We start from the raw sequence: 19,149 nt of genomic DNA on the forward strand, positions 1-19,149 counted from the left end.
GGCGCTCTCAGGCGAGCCGGATGGAGCTGAGCGGGAGAGCGTTGGTGAAGCCGAGCCGACGGTAGAGCCGCGCCGCGCCGACATTGTGCGTGTAGACGCCGAGTCCCACCATGTCGTGGCGCGCCAGCAGCGCCCGGGTCATCCCGGCGGTCAGGGACGCGCCCAGCCCCCGACCCCGCTGGTCGGGGGCGACGGTCAGGCCGGCGAGGAAGCCGATGTCTCCCTGGCTGCGGTCCGCGCCGCAGGCCACCAACCGGTCACCGGCCCGGATGCCGTACCAGTCCACCACCCGTGGGTCGCCCGGGCGGGAGGTGCTGCTGGGGAACGACTCCTCGACGAGCGCCGCCAGCGCCGGCTGGTCGGTGTCGGTGAGGCGTACCACCGGCTGCTCGTCCGGCCGCGACGGCGGCGACGTGTCGGTCCAGTGGAAGTCCCAGTCGCTGTGCTCGGCCACGGCCAGCCGGTCGACCAGAAGATTGCGGTCGTGTCTGGGCAGGTGCAGGCGCTGTCCGGGCTGGAGCATCCCGTCGGCGGCGAGCGCGACGCAGATCTCCAGCGCCGCCTCGGCCGGGCCGATCGCGCAGCCGGCCGGGCCGTGCTCGGGCGGGACCATCCACAGCACGGCACCATCGCGCCGGTACGCGCGCGCCGCAGCGGCCCGCCCGAGCGCGTGCCGGGCGAACGGGTGATGGCCGACGGTGGCCAGGATGGCGCTCCGGTCCTCAAGCACCTGGTCGTCGATGATCATGGAGTTCAGCCTAGAAGCCGGGGGTGGAGCGCCCGCGCCGGGCCTCGCGGCGTGGTCACCTCCACGGTGGAGATTGGCGAGTCGACCGATTGGGTACATCACGCGCCGACCTACTGGGAACCCCCACCGGAGGACCGACATGCTCGCCATTCTCGCGGCCATCGTCTTTGGCTTTGCCCTGCTGCTCGACCTGCTCGGCACCGACTTCGGAGCGCCGGACCTGTTCAACTGGAACACTCTCGTGCTCATCGGACTACTCCTGCTCTCGCTCTACCTGGGCGGCGTCGGCAACGGCCCGCGCGGCGGTGGCGGCGGCCGCTGGTACCGGGGCCGGCGCCCCGGGCGTGGCTGACCGGAACCGATCACCGGTGGCGGGCCCGCGGCGCGATTCCGGCGTCGTGGGCCCGGCCCGGTACTGTCTTCGTGATGGAGTCCGACGCCCTCTTCTCCCTCGGTGAACCCGCCGGGTCGCGCAGCGCGCCCGACGGTCCCGCCGGTGTCGACGCCTTCACCGCGGTGGCCGACGATTCGCCCCTGCCCGTCCGGATGCGCCCGGTGACCCTCGACGAGTTGGTCGGTCAGGAGCACCTGCTCGCCCCCGGCGCACCCCTGCGGCAACTGGTCTCCGGCGGCGCTCCGATGTCGGTGATTCTCTGGGGCCCGCCGGGCAGCGGCAAGACCACAATCGCGCACCTGGTGGCCGGCGCGACCGACCGCCGCTTCGTGGCCATGTCGGCGCTCTCCGCAGGCGTGAAGGACGTCCGGGCGGTGATCGAGGCGGCTCGCCGCCAGCGCCGTTCCGGCGGCCCGCAGACTGTGCTCTTCATCGACGAGGTGCACCGGTTCAGCAAGACCCAACAGGACTCGCTGCTCGCCGCCGTCGAGGACCGCACTGTCACTCTGCTGGCGGCGACCACCGAGAACCCGTACTTCTCGGTCATCTCACCGCTGCTGTCGCGGTGCGTGCTGCTCACCCTGCAACCGTTGGACGACGAGGCGGTGCGGGGCCTGCTGCGCCGCGCGGTCGCCGACAAACGTGGCCTGGACGGCGCACTCACAGTGACCACCGAGGCCGAGGACCACCTGGTCCGGCTGGCCGCCGGCGACGTCCGCAAGGCGCTCACCGCCCTGGAGGCGGCGGCGGCCTCCGCGACGGCCCTCGGCGGCGGGCGGATCGACCTCGCCACCGCCGAGCAGGCGGTCGACGTGGCGGCGGTGCGCTACGACCGCGACGGCGACGCCCACTACGACGTGGTCAGCGCCTTCATCAAGAGCATGCGCGGCTCGGACGTGGACGCTGCGGTGCACTGGCTGGCCCGCATGCTTGTCGCCGGTGAGGACGCCCGGTTCATCGCCCGTCGGCTGGTCATCTTCGCCAGCGAGGACGTGGGCATGGCCGATCCCGGGGCGCTGAGCGTCGCGACCGCCGCCGCGCACGCGGTCGAGTACGTCGGTCTGCCCGAAGCGCAGCTGAACCTCGCCCAGGCGGTGATCCACCTGGCCACGGCACCCAAGTCGAACTCGGCCACCACCGCCATCGGCGCTGCGATCGCCGACGTCCGGGCCGGTCGCGGTGGCCCGGTGCCGCGCGGGCTGCGGGACGCGCACTACGCCGGCGCCCGAGGGCTGGGCCACGGGACCGGCTACCGCTACCCGCACGACGACCAGCGCGGCGTGGTCACCCAGCAGTACGTCCCGGACGACCTGGTGGGCACCGACTACTACCAGCCCAGCCCGCACGGCGCGGAGCGGTCGGTGGCAACCCGGCTGCCGCTGCTGCGGCGGATCGTTCGTGGTCTGCCGGCCCCGGCCGCCCGCCCGGAGACGCCGACATCCGAGCCGTCCGTAACGGCGCAGACCGCGCCAGCGCTATCCCCGGGGGCCGCCCGTCCAACGACGGGCACGGGTGCCCCCGGCACGATGCAGGACAGCGGCACCGACGCCGCAGGAGAGGGTCAACAGTGAAGTCGCGTGGTGGGGACCGGCCGGACGAGGGCCCGGACGAGCGGCGCGATCCCCGCGCCAAGACCCGCCGTTGGGGTCGCGGCCGGGCCGCTGAGCCCGAGCCGCAGGAGCCGGTCGCCGGCGAGGAGTTCGGCTGGATCGACGACCTGCGCTCGGCCAAGCAGCAACGCACCGAGCTGGGCCCGGACGGCGCGCCGGCGGAGCCGAACCGGCCCCGCGGAGGCAGGCCGCCGGCAGACCCTGCCGGGCCGCCGGCACAACCCGCCCCGCGTACGCCGGCTGAGCCGGCCGGCGCCCGCGGCAGTGGGCCGGAATCCCCGGTGCCGCCGGCCCCGCGCCAGAACGACCCGGCCACCGCCGCCCGCCGCCCGGTCGACGGCCCCTGGCCCGGGAGACGCCCCCGGGGGCCGCCGCCCCGATGACCGCCCACCCGCCGCCGGCCCCGGCGCCCCGGGGCAGCCGCCGCGCCGAGGCGTGCAGCCGGTGCCCGGCGCCCGCGCTGCCGTACCACCGCCGCCACCCACCGCCCGCACGGGCGGGGGCGACCCGACCGGCCCGCAGGGGCCTCGCCCGGCACCCGACGCGCCCGGCGGCCCCGCCCGTTCGCGCGGCGCGGCAGCCCCTCCCGGCCCACCCGTGGGCCCACCGACCTCAGGGCCCGCAGCCGGTCGTCGCCCGGACGCCGCTGTTCCGCCGGGCCGTCATCAGGACCCGGCCGCACCCGGCGGTCATCCCGACGCGATGCCGCCGCTGCGCCGTCCGGACGCTGGCGCACCCGGTCGACGCCCCGGCCCGGAGCAGCCGGTCGAGCCCGGCCGTGCCCGGCCGCCCGCCGACGGCGCGCCCGCCGGTCGACGCGTCACCGGCCCGACACCCGACCCGGCGCGGGCCCCGGAGCGCCCGCCGCCCCCGGGCCGGCCCGCTTCGACGGCGCGCCGGCTGGCGTCGTTCCACCGACGGCGGACGGCCCGCGGCCCGACCCCGCCATCGACCGTGACCCGCGTACCGCCCGGCGTCGCCCGGGCCCGGCCGACCCAGGTGCCGCCGAGCCCACCGGGCGGCGCGCCGCCGAGCGTCCCCGTCCGGCCGCCGGCGGGCGTCGCCGCGCCGCGGAACCCGACGAGCCGGTGGTGCCGCGCTCGGGCAACGCGCCACCCGTGCCCCGCTCGGGCAACGCGTCGGCGGTGCCCGAGGCGACCGGCGCGCACAGCGGCGCACTGCCCACCACCGGCGCGCACAGCGGCGCACTGCCCACCACCGGCGCGCACAGCGGCGCACTGCCCACCGTCGGCCCCGCCGACGGCACCGGCCGCCGCCGGGTCGTCTCCGACGAGCAGGAACGCCGAACGCCACCCGGCGGTGAACCTCGCCTGGACCGCCCGGAGCGACCCGCGGACTGGCTCCGCCAGGCCGGCCGCCTGCCGCACACCGACCCTGGGCTGCCGGTGGTCAACCGCCGAGACGGCGGCCCGCCGACCGGGGGCGTCGTGCGGCGCCGCCCACCGGACCGGGAGACCTCGCCGACCAGGCGTCCGGTCGGCTCGCCGTGCCGGACCCGGCCGCGGAGCGCACCGCCGCCCGCCGGCCCGCCGGCCCGCCGGTCGACCCGGGCGCGGACGCGCCGACAGGTCGTCGTGGCGTCCGGCCCGACGCGTCGGGATCCACCGGGGAGCAGGCACTGCCCTATCCGCCGGCGCCCGGTGAACGGCCCGCCCGTGGGCGGGGCGCGGCGGCGATACCCACCCGGACCCCACCGGCCGGCGCGGCCGTGCCGTGGCGGGGCCCGGCCCGGACGCACCGCCCGCCCCGGACCCGACCGGCCGACGACGTCGTCCACCAGCCGAGCTCGGCCCCGACGGTACGGCTGGCCCCGGTCGACCCGGGTCCGCCAGCGACCACGTCGACGACCCCTACGCCGGTGGGCGACCCGCCCCCGGCGCGGGTCCCGCGGCTCGGGGCGCCGCCCGCTCCGCCCCACCCGGCCGGGCCCGCCCCGTCCCCGGCGACACCCCGGCACCCGGCACCGGGCGCGGTGGCGCTGACGGTCCGCTACGCCCCGGCCCGGGTGTCGAGGGGGCACCCCGCGACGCGACCCGTCCGGACGGTCCGGCTCGCGCTGCGGTGCCACCGGGTGTGGATGGTCCGCCGCGTTCGCGTCCGGACGGGCCGGCTCGCGCCGCCGTCCGCCCACCCGGCGCGCCGCCGCCCACCGACGACCGGATGCCGGGTGAACCGGGGCCGGCCGGGCCGGCCCGTGGTGGTGCGCCGATCGGACGACCCGCGCCGGCCGACCGTGCCGCCGGACGTGCCCTGCCTCCGCATCGGGAGCCAGGTCGTGCCGAGCCGAGCGGTGTCGCGCCGGTGCCGCCGCCGGGACGCGCAGGCGAGCCCGTCGGCGTGGCCCGTGCCGCCGCAGTGGTGCCCTCCGCGTCCGGCCCGGTGGACCGGCCGGCACCGGAGTCCTCCGACGCGCCGGCACTGCGTTCGGCCGGTCAGGACGCGCCGGACGACGACGCCGCATCGGGCGCCCGTTCCGAGGAACGCCGGCAGAGCCGTGAACGACGCCGCCTGCGCGCGGCGGTGTTGGTGCTGGTCAGCGTCGTGCTGCTCGGTGCGGTGCCGCTCTTCTTCGGCATCCGGACGCTGAGCCGGGACCCGGTCTTCGACAACCTGGACCAGCTCAGCGTGCCCGCATGGGCAGCCGCGACGACTGTCGACGACGTCAGCGGCAGCCGGTGGTGCCTGCTCGACTGCCGGCTGCGTGAGCGCACGGTGACCTCGGAGAAGGCGCCCAAGGAGACGGCGCAGGTCTACGAGGACGCGCTGCGTCAGGAGGGGTGGCAGCCGTGGAAGGTGAGCCGCTGCCCGGAGCAGCAGACGAAGGGCAGCTACACCTGCTGGCGTCGCGACGAGCTGACCCTCGACCTGTGGGTACGCGAGCCGACCTGTGTGCCGCCGCCGGTGGACGGCGAGCCGGCGGTCGTACCGTCCGTCGACCCGTCGGCCGACCCGTCGGCCGCTGCGACCGAGTGCACCGGCTCGTTGGTGTCGGTGAAGGTACGCAATGCGATCGACGACGAGCGGACCAGGCCGCAGCCGACCACCGACCCGTCACTGACCGGTGAGGATCCGTTCCCGACGGTCAGTGCGGACCCGCTGGGTGAGCTGACACCCTCACCGTCGTGAGCCGGTCTCCATCACGGACGGTAGGGTCTGGGGCTGGCGGGCACGCCCGCTACCGGTGACCGTCGGCGGCTCGGCGGCCGGTACGGGTGCCATGGTTGTGCGTTCCGGGGACGTCGGGTCCTGCGGAACTCTGCTTGAGGAGGACAGGCGTGGGCGACATTGGAGCGATCGCGGCGCTGATCGCGGCATCCGCGTTCGCGGTGCTGGTGCTCATCCTGACGCTGCCCATCCTGCGGCTGCGGCACACGGTTGACGCCACCACTCGCATGATCAACGACCTCAACGATCGGACCGCGCCGCTGCTCGGTGACGTGAACACCACCGTGAAGAACGTCAACACCGCGCTGGAGCAGGTGCAGACCTCGCTCGACGGTGTGAACCTCCAGCTGGCGAAGGTCGACACCATGACCAGCCACGCACAGAACGTCACCGCCAACATCGCCAACCTGGCCACCGTCGTCTCCGCCGCGGCCGCCAACCCGCTGGTCAAGGTGGCCGCGTTCGGCTACGGCGTGCGTAAGGCAGCCGCCGGCCGCCGGCACGCCGAGACCGAGCGTGAGGTACGCGACACGATCAAGCAGCAGCGACGGGCCGCGCGACGCGGCAACAGCTGACCGGCCGGCGCACCAGGAGGTAGCGAGACATGAGGCGCTTGTTCTGGCTCGGCATCGGGGTGGCCGTCGGTGTGATCGTGGTCCGCAAGGCGACCCGGACCGCGCAGGCGTACACCCCGGCGGGCATCGCCAGCTCGCTGACGGAATCCGCTGGCGGGCTCGTCGAGTCGCTGCGTAGTTTCGTGGAGGACGTCCGGGTCGGGATGGCCGAACGCGAGCAGGAGATCCACCATGCGTTCGCCCAGGGTGAGGCGTTCGACGATCAGTTCGCCGACCTGCGGGAAGACCCGCGGATCGGCGATCGAGAAATCTTTCCGGAGGAACACCAGCGATGAAGACGGCGGAGATCAAGCGGCGGTACCTCGCGCACTTCGAGGCGAATGGCCACACCGTGGTGCCGTCCGCTCCGCTGCCCGCCATCAGCGACCCGAACCTGCTGTTCGTCAACGCCGGCATGGTGCAGTTCGTGCCGTATTTCCTGGGTCAGCAGACTCCCGCGTACCAGCGGGCGGTCAGCGTGCAGAAGTGCCTGCGCACCCCGGACATCGACGAGGTCGGCAAGACCAGCCGGCACGGCACGTTCTTCCAGATGAACGGCAACTTCTCCTTCGGTGACTACTTCAAGGCCGGCGCGATCCCGCTCGCGTGGGACCTGGTCACCAAGTCGCAGGCCGACGGTGGGTTCGGGCTGGACGCGGAGCGGGTCTGGCCGACGGTGTACCTGGACGACGACGAGGCGTACGAGATCTGGCGGTCGGTGGGGGTGCCCGCCGAGCGGATCGTGCGCCGGGGCAAGGCCGACAACTTCTGGTCGATGGGCATTCCCGGGCCGTGCGGTCCGTGCTCCGAGCTGTTCTACGACCGGGGCCCGGAGTACGGCCGGGAGGGCGGCCCGGCGGTCGACGAGGACCGCTACATGGAGTTCTGGAACCTCGTGTTCATGCAGTTCGAGCGGGGTCCGGGCACGACCAAGGACGACTACCCGATCCTGGGTGACCTGCCGGCGAAGAACATCGACACCGGCATGGGCCTGGAGCGGATGGCCTCGATCCTGCAGGGCGTGGACAACCTGTACGAGATCGACGAGGTCCGGCCGATCCTGGCGCGGGCGGCCGAGCTGACCGGTAAGCGCTACGGCGCGCACTCCGGGCATGTGGCGAGCGAGTCGCACCCGGACGACGTCCGGCTGCGGGTGATCGCGGATCACGTGCGGACCGCGTTGATGCTGATCGGCGACGGGGTGACCCCGAGCAACGAGGGTCGCGGGTACGTGCTGCGCCGGATCATGCGCCGGGCGATCCGGTCGATCCGGCTGCTGGGCTGGCAGGACCGGGCGCTGCCCGAGCTGCTGCCGGTGGCCCGGGACTGCATGGCGCCGTCGTACCCGGAGCTGGCGACCGACTTCGACCGGATCGCGGATTACGCGTACGCGGAGGAGGAGGCGTTCCTGTCCACCCTGCGTGCCGGCACCACGATCCTGGACACGGCGATCGCGGAGACCCGCACGGCGGGTGGCTCCGCGCTGTCCGGGGCGAAGGCGTTCCAGCTGCACGACACGTACGGCTTCCCGATCGACCTGACCCTGGAGATCGCCGCGGAGCAGGGCCTCACTGTCGACGACGAGGGTTTCCGGCGGCTGATGGCCGACCAGCGGACCCGGGCGAAGGCGGACGCGCAGGCCCGCAAGACCGGCCACGTCGACCTGTCGGCGTACCGGTCGGTGCTCGACGCGGGTGGGCCTGTGACGTTCACCGGGTACAGCGAGGTGTCCCGCGAGTCGACGGTGCGGGCGCTGCTCGGCGCCGACGGTCCGCGTCAGGCGGCGACCGAGGGCGACACCATCGAGCTGGTGCTGGACACCACCCCGTTCTACGCCGAGGGCGGTGGCCAGCAGCCCGACCAGGGCATGATCACGGTTGGTGGCGGGCAGGTCGAGGTGCTCGACGTGCAGCAGCCGGTGCCCGGTCTGATCGTGCACCGCGCCCGGGTGATCCGGGGTGAGGTGCGCGCCGGTGAGGCCGGCTTCGCCGAGATCGACACGACCCGGCGTCGGGCGATCTCCCGGTCGCACACCGCCACGCACCTGGTGCACCAGACCATGCGGAACTTCCTCGGTGAGTCGGCCACGCAGGCCGGTTCGCTGAACGCCCCGGGTCGGCTGCGGTTCGACTTCAACACCCCGACCGGGGTGTCGCCGAGCGTCCTGCGGGACGTGGAGCAGCAGGTCAACGAGGTGCTCCTGGCCGACCTCGAGGTGCACGCCTTCATCACCTCGCTGGACGAGGCGCGGCGGATCGGCGCGATGGCGCTCTTCGGCGAGAAGTACGGCGAGGAGGTGCGGGTCGTCGAGGTGGGTGACTACGCCCGGGAGCTGTGCGGCGGCACGCACGTGGCCCGCTCGGCCCAGCTCGGCCTCGTGAAGATCCTCTCCGAGTCGTCGATCGGTTCCGGTGTCCGCCGGGTCGAGGCGCTCGTCGGCATGGACGCCTTCGGCTTCCTGGCCAAGGAGCACCTGCTGGTCTCCCGGCTGGCCGAGCTGTACCGGGTGCCCAACGACCAGGTCGCCGACCGGGTGGAGCAGACCGTCACGCAGCTTCGGGACGCCGAGAAGGAGCTGGAGAAGCTGCGCGCCCAGCTGGTGCTGGGTGGCGCGGCGGCGCTCGCGGCGCAGGCCAAGGACGTGCGCGGGGTCGCGTACGTGGGCACCGAGGCGCCGGAGGGCGCGGCCGGCAACGATGTGCGCACCCTGGCACAGGAGATCCGCGGCAAGATCGACCCGGCGCGGCCGGCGGTCGTCGCGGTGGCGGCTCGGTCGAACGGCAAGGCGTCCCTGGTGGTGGCGGTCAACGCGGCGGCGCGGAGCCGGGGCCTGGCCGCGTCGGATCTGGTGAAGGCGGCGTTCTCCGGGCGCGGCGGCGGCAGCCCCGACCTGGCCCAGGGCGGCGGTCTGCCGGCGGCCGAGGCGCCGAACCTGCTGCTCACCGTCGAGAAGGCGATCACTGAGGCGTGATACACCATCACTGTCAGCCAGGGCGGGCCATTTGGTCCGCCCTGGTTCGTACCCGGCGGGCGGTGACCGTCGGTGGCTGAGCTGACGCGCGGCGTGCGGATCGGCGTGGATGTCGGTCAGGTGCGGGTCGGTGTCTCCCGCTCGGATCCGGACGGGATCTTGGCGACGCCGCTGGTCACCCTGGCCCGCGACCTCACGGCGGCGCCGGACGCGGTGCCGAGCGACCTGGCCGAGCTGGCCGCGTTGGTGGCCGAGCACGAGGCTGTCGGAGTTGTCGTCGGCCTTCCGGTCAATCTCGCCGGCAAGCACGGCCCTGCGGCCGTCCATGTGAAGGCGTACGCTGACCGACTGGTCGATGTGATAGCGCCTGTCCCGGTAACGCTCACTGACGAGAGGATGTCGACCGTGGTCGCTTCTCGTAGGCTTGCCGAGCGTGGCGTCCGAGGTAAACGTCAACGTGCGGTTGTCGATCAGGCGGCCGCGGTGGAGATCCTGCAGAGCTGGCTGGATGCGCAGCGGAGGCGGACGTAATGATCGACGATCTGGACCTTGGGTTCGACGAGCCGGAGCGGGGGGAGAAGGGTCGGCACCGGCGCGGCTTCCGCAAGCGCAAGAGCGGGTCCGGCGGCGGCCGGGGCAAGACATTCCTGGCTCTGCTGATGGCCCTGCTCCTCCTGGGCGGCATCGGCGGCGGCGCGTTCTACGGCTTCGAGCGCATCCAGAACTACTTCGTCACCCCCGACTACGACGGCAGCGGGGCCGGTGAGATCACCGTCGAGATCAAGAGCGGTGCGCTGCTCGCCGACATGGCCGACGCCCTGGTGGCGGCCGATGTGGTGAAGAGCCAGAAGGCCTTCATCGAGGCGGCCGAGGCCAACTCGCGCAGCAAGAACATCCAGCCGGGCACGTACAAACTGCGCAAGCAGATGAGCGGCGCGAACGCCGTCACCGCGATGCTCGACCTGAAGAACAAGATCGTGAACGGCTTGACCATCCCCGAGGGCCGCACGAGCTTCAACATCTACAAGCTGCTCTCCGAGAAGACCAAGATCCCGGTCAAGGACTTCCAGGCCGCCGCGAAGGACCCGGAGGGGCTCGGCGTCCCGGACTGGTGGTTCAAGCGCGCCGACGGCAAGAAGAGCGTCAAGTCCATCGAGGGTTTCCTCTTCCCGGACACCTACGAGATCCCGCCGAAGTCCACTGCCGAGAGCATCCTCAAGCTGATGGTGAACCGTTTCCTCTCGGTGACCGGGGAGATGAAGTTCGCCGACCGGGTGCAGGAGGAGCGGGGCGGCGTCAGCCCGTACGAGGCGCTGATCGTGGCCTCGCTGGCCCAGGCCGAGGCGGGCAACAAGGACGATCTGGGCAAGGTCGCCCGGGTGGCCTACAACCGGGCGTACGGCGAGTTCAACTGCAACTGCCTGGAGATGGACGTCACTGTCAACTACTACCTGGAGTCGATCGGCAAGCCGACCAAGTCGTCCAAGCAGATGACGGCGGCCGAGCTGGACGACCAGAAGAACCCGTACAACCGCAAGCTGCGGGGCATGATCCCCACCCCGATCAACAGCCCGGGCAAGCAGGCCCTTGAGGGCGCGATGGACCCGCCGCCCGGAAAGTGGCTCTACTTCGTGGCGATCGACAAGCAGGGCCACTCGGAGTTCGCCGAGACGTACGAGCAGCACCAGCGCAACGAGAACAAGGCTCGGGAGGCCGGCATCATCTGACCGGCCGGGTCACGCCATAAAGGCTCCCTTCCCATTGCGACCGCATTTACGGTCGCTGTCGGGAAGGGAGCCTTTATCGGTCAGCCTTGACGCGCAATTACTGCGTCATTGTCAGTGACTCGTTCCGGTCCATGCGCCGGTGCGCGGGTTGAGGAACGTCCACACGCCGTTGCTGTTCTGCTTCCGCAGGCCGAACGTGCGGTTGTAGCCGTAGTAGAAGTAGCCGGTCTGGGTGCTCGTGTCGAACCCCGTGTTGCGGTTGACCGCGCCGTACGCCTCGCCCCAGGTCTGCGGCCCGACCGACCCGTCGATGCCGATGTTCATCACGTCCTGCCAGGTCCTGGTCTTGGCAGCGGTGTTGGAGCCGAACTCCCCGTCGATGAAGCTGGTGCCGACGGTGCCGCTCAGATCGTCGGCCCAGACGATTGCCTGCCAGAGCCGCACGATGTTGCCGCTGCGAACGCAGGAGCTGGACTGGCACAGCTCGTGGTTGTCGGACCAGCTGCCCGCCGCGGCGTCCGCCCGCGCGGGCGCTGCGGTCATCAGTGAAAGACTGAAAACCGCGGCAATCGCGATAAGGGCACGGAGAATGCTTTTGTTCAAGGTTTCCCCTTTTTTCGATCGGCGCTACCGTCCCGGGAATGCTTTCACCAACATCGATGAGCGTCAAGCGATAACCCGGTCGCCCAGGGTGGCCGCAGCGTGGTTCTCTGGTGGCCGGACCGGGGCGCTGGGTAGGGTCGATCCCGACGTGCGGGGGAGAGCGGGGGAGTGATGTCGACAGTGACCGGGCCTCCGGCAGCGACCGGCGGTGATCGTGTCGACCCGTAGGGCCGCGGTGCTGGGCAAGCCGATCGCGCACTCCCTCTCCCCGGTGATCCACACCGCGGGTTACGTCGCCGCCGGGCTCACCGGGTGGTCGTACACCCGGATCGAGTGCGCGGCGGCGGAGCTGCCGGATCTGGTCGCCGGCCTGGGCCCGGAGTGGGCCGGGTTGTCGGTGACCATGCCGGGCAAGGAGGCGGCGCTGGCCGTGGCCGATGCCGCGTCGCCCGTCGCCGCCGCCGTCGGCGCGGCCAACACGTTGGTACGCCGTCCGGACGGCTCCTGGTACGCCGACAACACCGACGTCGCCGGCATGGTGCGGGTGCTCACCGACGCGGGCGTGGCGGCCGGTGCCGCCGTGACCGTGCTCGGCGCCGGTGGGACGGCCCGCGCCGTCCTCGCCGCCGCCGCGCAGCTGGCCTGCCCGTCGGTGACGGTGGTGGCCCGCCGGCCGGAGGCTGTCGACGAGCTGCGTCCGGTGGCCGGCGCGCTGGGTGTCGTGCTGACCCCCGCGCGATGGGCCGATGCGCCCCGGCGGTTCTCCACCGCCGACCTGGTCGTCTCCACGGTGCCGAAGGGGGTCGCCGACCCGCTTGCCGGCGCGGTGGCCTGGCGACCGGGCGCGGTGTTCTTCGACGCGCTCTACGACCCGTGGCCGACGCCGCTGGCGACGGCCGCCGACGCGGCCGGCTGCCGGATCGTCTCCGGCCTGGATCTGCTGCTGGCCCAGGCGCTCGGACAGTTCGAGCAGTTCACCGGCGTGGCCGCCCCTCGCGCGGCGATGGCCGCCGCGCTGGCAGCCGCTCGCGCCGGCTGAAGCGCCCACACCTTAGCTGACGGTTAAGACGCGCTTACGGAAAACTGTCCTACCCCCGACCTGTCCTGGTCATCGATACGCTGCTCACCGTTACGGACGCAGACACAGGGAGTTTCCTTGACCAGGCACGGACTGCACCGCATCACCCGGTTCCGTTCCGGACCCCGGCGTAAGGCGATTGCCATCGGCGTGGTCGGCGGCTCGGTGGTGGCCGGCATCGTGGCGACCATGATGCCGCTGTTGGCCAGTGACGACCTGTCGATCCGGGCGGCGGCGGACACCACCGCGACCACGGTGTCGCAGGACGGCGACAACGCGGCGAAGACGACGCTCGCCACCTGCGCGGCGCGCTGCGACGGCAACCCGCGCGGTGGCCGCGAGGCGGTCATCGAGTTCGCGGTGACGACGGTGCCGGCCGCCGCGGTCAACATCCGGGCGACGCTTCGGGTGCATGCCTGGCAGCAGTTCGCCGCCACGGTGACGGCGCACGCCTCGCCGCTGAGCGCCCGCGAGTCACGGCCTCCCGTGACGCCGGCCGGTGCCGTGCTGGACAGCGTGACAAGTGTGTCCAAGGGCCTCAACGAGTGGGACGTGTCCACACTGGTCACCGGCAACGGCACCTGGACGGTCTCGCTCGCGCAGAGCGGCCTGGAGAGCCGGATCTACTGGGCGTCGGTCGAGAACCGCAACCCGGACCTGCGGCCCAGCCTGCTGATCAGCTACGACCTCGGAGCCCGGCCGTCGCCGGTGACGACCACCCGGCCGGCGCCGCCGCCGTCGCCGAGCGCGTCGCCGACCACCGCCGCGCCGACGCCGTCGCCGACCGTCGCCCCGACCCGGACGGCGACGCCGAGCCCCAGCGGCACCCTTCCGTCCGGCAGGTGCGGGTCCGTCTCGGACAAGCTCGTTCCGTCCTGTGGCGCCTGGTGGGGCATGTACTCGCCCGCCGGGGCGGCCGGCGGCTGGGACCACGGCAAGGCCGTCACCGACGTGGAGACGCAGGTCGGGCGCAAGTTCGACATCGTGCACCGCTACCACGACTTCTCCAACGCCGGCAGTAACGGCGCCTTCCCCGACATGTACGAGCAGCAGCAGATGCGCGAAGGCCGGTTGATGTTCTTCGCCTGGGAGTCCCGTGACTTCTCCGCCGGCACCACCCTCAAGTGGTCGGATGTGTACGGCGGCAAGCAGGACGGCACCATCGACGCGGTGGCGGGCCGGATCCGGGCGGCCGGCGTGCCGGTGTTCATCGGGTTCGACCACGAGCCGGAGGACGAGCCGAACAAGGGCAGCGACGCCGACTTCGTCCGGGCCTGGCGCTACGTCCACGAGCGGTTCGCCAGTGCCGGCGCGACCAACGCGGTCTGGGTCTGGACGATGATGGGCTGGTCCGGGCACTACTCCCGGTACGCCGGCCTGTACCCGGGCGACAGGTACGTCGACTGGGTCGCGTACGACCCGTACAACTTCCACGTCTGCAACGGCAGCACGGTGTGGAAGAGCCCGAGCACGACTGTCGGTGGCTTCTACCGGTGGCTGGACGACAACGGCATCGGCGCCGGCAAGCCCCGGATGCTCGCCGAGTTCGGCACCAACTTCAACTCCGCCGACCTGGGCGCCAAGCAGCGCTGGTTCCAGGAGTTCCCGGCGGCGTTGAAGGCGCACCCGAAGATCAAGGCAGCCATCTACTTCAACTCGGCAGGCATGACCAGCCGGACGTCGACCTGCGACATGACGATGAACCACGACGCTTCGGCGGTGGCCGGCTTCGCGCAGGCCGGCAAGGACCCGTACCTGCGGCAACCCACCGGAGGTAGCCGCTGACGAGCTGCCTGAACTGAACCGGACGGCGTTCGCCGGGGGTCGGACACCCGATCCTCCGGCGTTCTGTCGGCTTGCGGATTCATGCACCGCCCAATCGGCGGATTTTGTTAACCAGGCTGGACGAGGCACGCTACCTCGGGTTCTCATCCAATCTGGAGGCGCAGCGTGCCCAAACTCTCGCACTTGTGGCGTTCCGCAGGACGTCGTCGTACTCGGGCGGGGATGGTCGCGTTGGCGATCATCGCCGCAGCTCTGGGCGTGCCCACGACCGCGTCAGCCGCTGTGGTACCGGTCCCGGCGACGGCGACCCTGGTGTCGGCGAACCCCGCTGACGCGACCCCGCACGCGCGAGACGGCGAGACCCGTGCCTTCGCGCAGGTGGGCAACACGGTGTTCGTCGGTGGCAGCTTCACCCAGCTCCGGCAGACCGCCAGTTCCGCGTGGATCACGCAGCGCTACCTCTTCGCGTACGACCGGACCACCGGCACCATGTCGACGACCTTCCTGCCGGTGCTCGACGGTGCGGTCAACACGCTCCTCGCCGGCCCCGGCGGCACGCTGATCGTCGGCGGCGCCTTCAAGAACGTCAACGGCGTCTCCCGGAAGAACCTGGTGGCGCTCAACCCGTCCACTGGCGCGATCATCGACAGCTGGGTCGGGCGCTCCGACGGCGGCACGGTCCGTGACCTGGCGCTGCACGGCAACCAGCTGTACGTGGCCGGCGCGTTCAACTGGCTCAACGGCACCGCGCACGCCGGTCTCGGCCGGCTCAACGCGACCACCGGCGCGATCGACCCGAGCTTCAACATCAACGCCACGGTGGGACGGCACAGCACCACGTCGTACGTCTGGACCATCGACGTCGCGCCGGACGGCGGCACCCTTGTCGTCGGCGGCAACTTCACGCTCGTCAACGACCTGCCGCGCAACCAGATGGCGTTGGTGGACGTCTCCGGAACCCCCACGGTGCTCGACTGGAGCACCGACAAGTTCGTCCCGCCGTGCGCGGCGCCGACGACCTTCGTGCACTACGTGCAGGACGTGAAGTTCGGTGGCGACGGAGGCTGGTTCGTGGTCGGCACCAACGGCGGCGCCGGCTGGCCGGCCGCGTACTGCGACGCCCTGGTCCGCTTCGAGACCGCCGCGCGGGGCACCGGCCTGCTCGCCACCTGGGTCGACTACACCGGCAACGACACCATCACCGCTGTCGAGGTGGCGGACAACGTCATCTACCTGGGTGGGCACTTCCGCTGGGTCAACAACCCGAACGCCAGCGACAACGCCGGCCCGGGCGCTGTGGACCGGCTCGGCATCGCCGCCGTCACTCCGGCGACAGGCATGCCGGTGAACTGGAACCCGCGCCGTAGCGGCAGCGCCTCAATGCCGTCGGGCACCAGCAACTGGGGTTCGTCGGTGCCGGTGCTCTGGCGCGGCTCGGACGGCCTCTACTTCGGGCACAACTCCGATGGCATGGGCGAGGAGTACCACGGCCGGCTCGGCATGTTCCCGCTCGCCGGTGGGCGGACCTTCACCCCGAAGAACCCGCCGTCGGCGACCACCGGCAACCTCTACCTGGGCACCGCCTCGGGCACCGTGGCGAAGGTGCCGTTCGACGGCACCGCGCTGGGCACCGCGACAAGCGTCAGCCAGCCCGCGTACACGGCGGCCGGCGCGACCTGGCGGGTGGACGACCGGATCTACTGGTCGCACACGGTGGCCGGCACGCCCACCGGCAGTCGGATCGACGTCTCGCTCTTCAACGGGGGCGCGATCGGCTCGCCGTGGGAGGCGTCCGGCTACAACGACTGGTACAACCCGGCGTTGCTGACCGGCGCCTTCTTCCTCGACGGCCGGCTCTACTACACCCGTACCGGGGCCAACAGCCTCTACTACCGCTACTTCGAGATCGACGGCAACTACCTCGGTGCCACCGAGTTCGCCCTGCCGACCACGGGTGTCACCTGGTCCGCCGTGCGGGGCATGGCCTGGGTGGGCGGCCGGATCGTCTACGGCTCCACCGACGGCGCTCTGCGGAGTGTGCCGTTCGACCCGACGGCCGCGCCGAGCGCGGTGGTCAACGGCACCACGGCGACAGTCATCAGCAGCGCAACGCCCGAGTTGTCCTGGTCTACCCCATCGACGTTCTTCTCCGTACAGTAAGGGTCAACCGTTCGTAACGGAGCATCGGTAGATTGTTCACGTTGGGCCGGTGGCGGGTACCACCGCCGCCGGCCCGCGACGGTGGGGGAGGGTCGTTGCTCGGCGCCGCTGGCATCCGAACGAGGCGCGTGGTGCGTCTGGTCTTCGCGGTCAAACGCGGCTGGTATCAGCTCCGTTACCGACGGTTGACACTCGGTCGGGACGTCGAGATCCGTGGCCGGATCCGGTTGCGGCGCGGCGTGCGGGTGACCATCGGTGACCGCACCCGGTTGAACAAGCTCGTCCGCTTCGCGGGCCCCGGCGAGGTTCGCGTCGGCGCGGACTGTCTGCTCAATGCCACCTGGATCGGCACCTGGACCTCGGTGACGGTGGGGGACCGGTGCCTCCTGTCGGACTGCGAGCTGCTCGACAACGACTTCCACAACCTGCCCCCCGAGCAGCGGCACGCTCCGCCCACCCCGCTCACCCGTGCCCCGATCGTCCTTGAGGACAACGTCTGGGTCGGTGCCCACGCCCTGGTCCTCAAGGGCGTGCGGGTCGGCCGGGACAGCGTCGTCGGCGCGGCGACGGTGGTCCGTACCGACGTACCACCCGGCGTCGTGGTCGTCGGCAATCCTCAACAGACGGTGAAGAAGTTCCATGACTGATGCAGCGCCCGCCCCCTGGCCCACGGACGGCCAGTCCTCCGGCACCTCGCGTGCCGTGACACTGACCGACCTGCTGCGGGTGCCGATGCACCGGTTGCGCTTGGTGGCGGCGGTCGCCATGGTCGGTCTGCTCGCCGCGCTCGGCTACGTGCTGCTCGTGCCGGCGGCGCTCACCGCGAGCGCAGTGGTCGCGGTCCGGCCGGTGGTGACCGACGCCTTCACCCCCAGCGGCGCGGGCGCCGACCGCGCGGTCAACATGAACGTGGAGAGCGGCATCGCCACCGGCACCGAGGTGGTGCAGCGGCTCGCCGAATCGGCCGGCGGCGACCCGCGTGACATCCGCGACGCGCTCGAGGTCGAGGTCCCCACCGGCGGGCAGATCCTGCGCTTCACCTACCAGGCGCGCGACGCGCAGCAGGCCGTGCAGAGCGCCAACATGGCCGCCGAGGCCTACCTGAGCGTGCGCCGGACCATGTACGAGCAGCAGCGCGCCGAGATGCTGCGCTCCTACGACGCCAGCATCACCAAGGTCGCCGCTCAGCAGACCGCGTTGCAGAAGCGGGCGAACACCGCCAAGGACACCGCCGCCGGTGACGCGCTGGTGGCCGAGCTTGCCGGGATCAACAACCAGCTCACCCAGCTCAACGCCGCCCGTACGGAGATCGCGGCGGTCGACGTCAACCCCGGCTGGGTCACCCAGACCGCCGAGAAGGCGCTTGTCACCACCGCCGGGCACCGGCCGCTCTACCTGGTCGCGGGCCTGCTCGGTGGCGCGCTGGTCGGCGTCGTGCTGGCGTACCTCTGGGAGTCGACCGACCGGCGGGTCCGCTCGGTCGCGGACGGCCGGGAGGCCTCCGGCCTTCCGCTGCTCGGCACGGTGCGCCGACCGGCGTTCCGGGGGAGCCCCCGGGCGGTCGACGCCGACGTCCGGTACGTGGCGATGGCGGTCGCCGAACGGGTCCGGCAACCGGCCCGGGTCGCGCTGGTCACCGCCAGGGAGGACGCCACAGCGCTCACCGCCGGGCTCGCGGTGGCGCTCGCCGTGGACGGCCGGGAGGTCTTCGTCGCCGACGACAGCGGACGGATCGAGCGGCTACGGGCCAGCGTGCTCGCCGACCGGGGGCGGCTGCCCATCGACCCGTCCCGACCGCTGGTGCCCAAGCCCCGGCCTGCCGGCAGCACACCGGCCGCTGCTGCCGCCACGGACAGCACACCCGCCCGCCGACCCTCCCCGCACCCGCCCGGCGCCCGCCCGTCCACCGACCCGGACGCCACGCTGACGCTGCCGCGGGTGTCGTCCGCCCGCCCCGAGAACGGTCGCGTCGTCGCCCCGGACGAGGTTGCCGTCGGTGTGGGCAGCGTCCGGTTCGGCACCTGGCGGCAGGGCGCCGACCACGGCCTGGTCCTGTTCAACGCCCCGCCGGCCGAGTCCGACGAGCGTGGCGTGGCAGTGGCCCGGCAGGGTTGCGCGGTGGTGGTCGTCGAGCGGGACCGCACCCGGCAGAGCGACCTGCGACGCCTGGTGGAGCGGCTGCGCGCCGCCGGAGTCACCCCCTTGGGCTTCGTGCTCACCCGAAACGGCCGGGCCTGAGCGTGTCGGTGACCCGCGCCCCGGCGACCGAACCA

The 19,149-nt window shown here is 72.4% G+C and carries 16 protein-coding genes; 14 read left to right on the forward strand and 2 right to left on the reverse strand.

Translation table 11 applies throughout. The features are described from left to right. Positions 1 to 7 precede the first annotated feature (7 nt). Positions 8 to 748 (reverse strand): GNAT family N-acetyltransferase, encoded by a 741-nt coding sequence (locus ACQP0U_RS11200; RefSeq protein ID WP_433318152.1) that lies wholly within the window; start codon positions 746 to 748, stop codon positions 8 to 10. 139 nt (positions 749 to 887) lie between these two features. Between ACQP0U_RS11200 and ACQP0U_RS11205 the strand changes: the two genes are divergently transcribed. The 9 genes from ACQP0U_RS11205 to mltG all read left to right on the forward strand — a co-directional run bounded on the left by ACQP0U_RS11205 (position 888) and on the right by mltG (position 11,250). Continuing rightward, positions 888 to 1,100, forward strand: coding sequence for a hypothetical protein (locus ACQP0U_RS11205; RefSeq protein WP_433318154.1), 213 nt, complete (start codon positions 888 to 890; stop codon positions 1,098 to 1,100). A gap of 74 nt (positions 1,101 to 1,174) precedes the next feature. Then, positions 1,175 to 2,713, forward strand: coding sequence for a replication-associated recombination protein A (locus ACQP0U_RS11210; RefSeq protein WP_433318156.1), 1,539 nt, complete (start codon positions 1,175 to 1,177; stop codon positions 2,711 to 2,713). Then, positions 2,710 to 3,135, forward strand: coding sequence for a hypothetical protein (locus ACQP0U_RS11215; protein ID WP_433318158.1), 426 nt, complete (start codon positions 2,710 to 2,712; stop codon positions 3,133 to 3,135). The genes ACQP0U_RS11210 and ACQP0U_RS11215 overlap by 4 nt, the downstream gene beginning before the upstream one ends. Before the next feature lie 2,056 nt (positions 3,136 to 5,191). Beyond that, a complete protein-coding gene (locus tag ACQP0U_RS11220) occupies positions 5,192 to 5,899 on the forward strand; it encodes a hypothetical protein (RefSeq protein ID WP_433320762.1) in 708 nt (235 codons plus the stop codon). Between the two features lie 149 nt (positions 5,900 to 6,048). Continuing rightward, positions 6,049 to 6,513 carry a DUF948 domain-containing protein gene (locus ACQP0U_RS11225; protein ID WP_433318160.1) on the forward strand — a complete coding sequence of 155 codons (465 nt, stop codon included), beginning with the start codon at positions 6,049 to 6,051 and terminating at the stop codon, positions 6,511 to 6,513. Positions 6,514 to 6,542: 29 nt separating this feature from the next. Next, entirely contained in the window at positions 6,543 to 6,848 is a 306-nt protein-coding gene (locus ACQP0U_RS11230) for a hypothetical protein (RefSeq protein WP_357069287.1), read from the forward strand. Then, a complete protein-coding gene (gene alaS / locus ACQP0U_RS11235) occupies positions 6,845 to 9,523 on the forward strand; it encodes an alanine--tRNA ligase (RefSeq protein WP_433318162.1) in 2,679 nt (892 codons plus the stop codon). Before ACQP0U_RS11230 ends, alaS begins: the two co-directional genes overlap by 4 nt. Positions 9,524 to 9,595: 72 nt before the next feature. Continuing rightward, positions 9,596 to 10,054: a Holliday junction resolvase RuvX gene (gene ruvX / locus ACQP0U_RS11240; protein WP_112677948.1), complete on the forward strand. Its 459-nt coding sequence runs from the start codon at positions 9,596 to 9,598 to the stop codon at positions 10,052 to 10,054. Further along, a complete protein-coding gene (gene mltG, locus ACQP0U_RS11245) occupies positions 10,054 to 11,250 on the forward strand; it encodes an endolytic transglycosylase MltG (protein WP_433318165.1) in 1,197 nt (398 codons plus the stop codon). Before ruvX ends, mltG begins: the two co-directional genes overlap by 1 nt. A 111-nt stretch (positions 11,251 to 11,361) precedes the next feature. On the opposite strand, the gene ACQP0U_RS11250 is transcribed toward mltG, so the two are convergent. Then, the gene (locus ACQP0U_RS11250; RefSeq protein ID WP_433318166.1) at positions 11,362 to 11,793 is read right to left on the reverse strand and encodes a peptidoglycan-binding domain-containing protein; all 432 of its coding nucleotides are present in this window, start codon (positions 11,791 to 11,793) and stop codon (positions 11,362 to 11,364) included. 271 nt (positions 11,794 to 12,064) lie between these two features. Between ACQP0U_RS11250 and ACQP0U_RS11255 the strand changes: the two genes are divergently transcribed. From ACQP0U_RS11255 to ACQP0U_RS11275, 5 genes are all read left to right on the forward strand, one after another. Then, on the forward strand, positions 12,065 to 12,892 hold the full coding sequence (locus tag ACQP0U_RS11255; protein WP_433320765.1) for a shikimate dehydrogenase: 828 nt from the start codon (positions 12,065 to 12,067) through the stop codon (positions 12,890 to 12,892). Between the two features lie 117 nt (positions 12,893 to 13,009). Continuing rightward, positions 13,010 to 14,716 carry a glycoside hydrolase gene (locus tag ACQP0U_RS11260; protein WP_433318168.1) on the forward strand — a complete coding sequence of 569 codons (1,707 nt, stop codon included), beginning with the start codon at positions 13,010 to 13,012 and terminating at the stop codon, positions 14,714 to 14,716. 222 nt (positions 14,717 to 14,938) lie between these two features. After that, the gene (locus tag ACQP0U_RS11265) at positions 14,939 to 16,876 is read left to right on the forward strand and encodes a hypothetical protein (protein WP_433318170.1); all 1,938 of its coding nucleotides are present in this window, start codon (positions 14,939 to 14,941) and stop codon (positions 16,874 to 16,876) included. 128 nt (positions 16,877 to 17,004) lie between these two features. Continuing rightward, entirely contained in the window at positions 17,005 to 17,523 is a 519-nt protein-coding gene (locus ACQP0U_RS11270; protein WP_433318172.1) for an acyltransferase, read from the forward strand. Then, a complete protein-coding gene (locus tag ACQP0U_RS11275; protein ID WP_433318174.1) occupies positions 17,516 to 19,114 on the forward strand; it encodes a lipopolysaccharide biosynthesis protein in 1,599 nt (532 codons plus the stop codon). The genes ACQP0U_RS11270 and ACQP0U_RS11275 overlap by 8 nt, the downstream gene beginning before the upstream one ends. Positions 19,115 to 19,149: the final 35 nt, after the last annotated feature.

The organism is Micromonospora sp. CA-269861 (genome assembly GCF_050948505.1).
Taxonomy (GTDB): Bacteria; Actinomycetota; Actinomycetes; order Mycobacteriales; family Micromonosporaceae; genus Micromonospora.